The 1,226-nt window shown below is 42.6% G+C and carries 1 protein-coding gene; it reads right to left on the bottom strand.

What is annotated here, in order from left to right; all coding sequences use genetic code 11:
• Positions 1 to 763 (bottom strand): SPRY domain-containing protein (locus KDK16_RS04605; protein ID WP_257274902.1); only part of this gene is annotated, 763 nt, incomplete at its 3' end.
• Positions 764 to 1,226 lie beyond the last annotated feature (463 nt).

The raw sequence follows: 1,226 nt of genomic DNA, 5'->3' as shown, positions 1-1,226 counted from the left end.
CAGTATTATCATCGTTGCCATCAGCGTCGGTCATTTCCTGATCGGCAATGAATCTCTTTAATGGTGGAGCAGTAGGAAGTTGGGCAATTTGCTCTTCAAATTTAACCCGCTTTCTTATTGCCAGCTTTGACAGATCTTGTAGCGAAAGAGTGGTATTAGAGCCTTTGATATAGTTGACAGAGATTGCTGTGCTTGTCCGAACAACGGACACAGCCAGGAAAACAGTTTTATGCTTTAGCCCCGAAAATGCGTCTCCCAGATATTTCCCGCCGATTTTGAAGCCTATAACTCCTGCATTCATATCAATTATACAGCTTATCTTTTCGGGCACATCAAATGATCCATTTGATTTATCTTCGGGGTAATTGCCTATAATTTGACCATTATGAAGCAGTTCCTTGCTTTTTATATCCCAGCCCCATGATGACTCTGTGCCGCCAAGAAGATTTCTGTAACCTATTCCTTGATTAGGGGATCCTTCCAGTGCGACCCCAATCACCGGATGAGTACCTCGCATCCCGGTCGGCCATTCAATATCCAGAATATGAATGCCTTTTGAAAAGCCGGTATCCGACATGGCAGTATCTATTCCTTTACCGGGGTTATTACGTTCTAATTTTGTTGGGTCATCTTCGTAGATGTTAATATTGCTGCTGCTTTTGGCTTTATCCCAAATGGTGCGTGCGGAGAGAGCAGTATAATCCTCACTTTCCAAGGCTTTTAAAGATAGAGATGTATAGGTACACTCAGGCAATCGGACCATTTGGTCGACTTTCCTTCCTGCCCAGTAACTATAAAAGCAGGAAGTTAGAGAAGGTATTGATAAATACGACAGGTAATGTGAAATATGGCTTGTTAGATTCATAATTACATCTTTGTTAATTACTCAATATCTATATTTATTTCGACAACTTTAAATTAAAAAAGTTCTTTTTTCTGACCCGATCTTCACCACTCCATAGGTAACTTTCCGGGTTTGAACGATTAAAAATCAACTTCAAACAGCCGGTCCTCGCCAACAGTCATACACTTGTCCCTGCCTGCCATTGTCTGACTGACTGCCAGACAATGGCAAGACCATGGAAATCATACTCCGATGCTGCGCTCTTCTTAAGCCCACGACCATCTAGCAGCCTGTCGGACTTAAGCGTCCGTAGTGAGGATTGCAAGAAATTTTTAGACCAATTTATTGCAACCGCAGTAGGACAGCCTTAAGTCCGACAGGC

The sequence above is a fragment of the Endozoicomonas sp. SESOKO4 genome, assembly GCF_024606275.1.
This window is presented reverse-complemented; position numbering and strand designations above follow the sequence as displayed.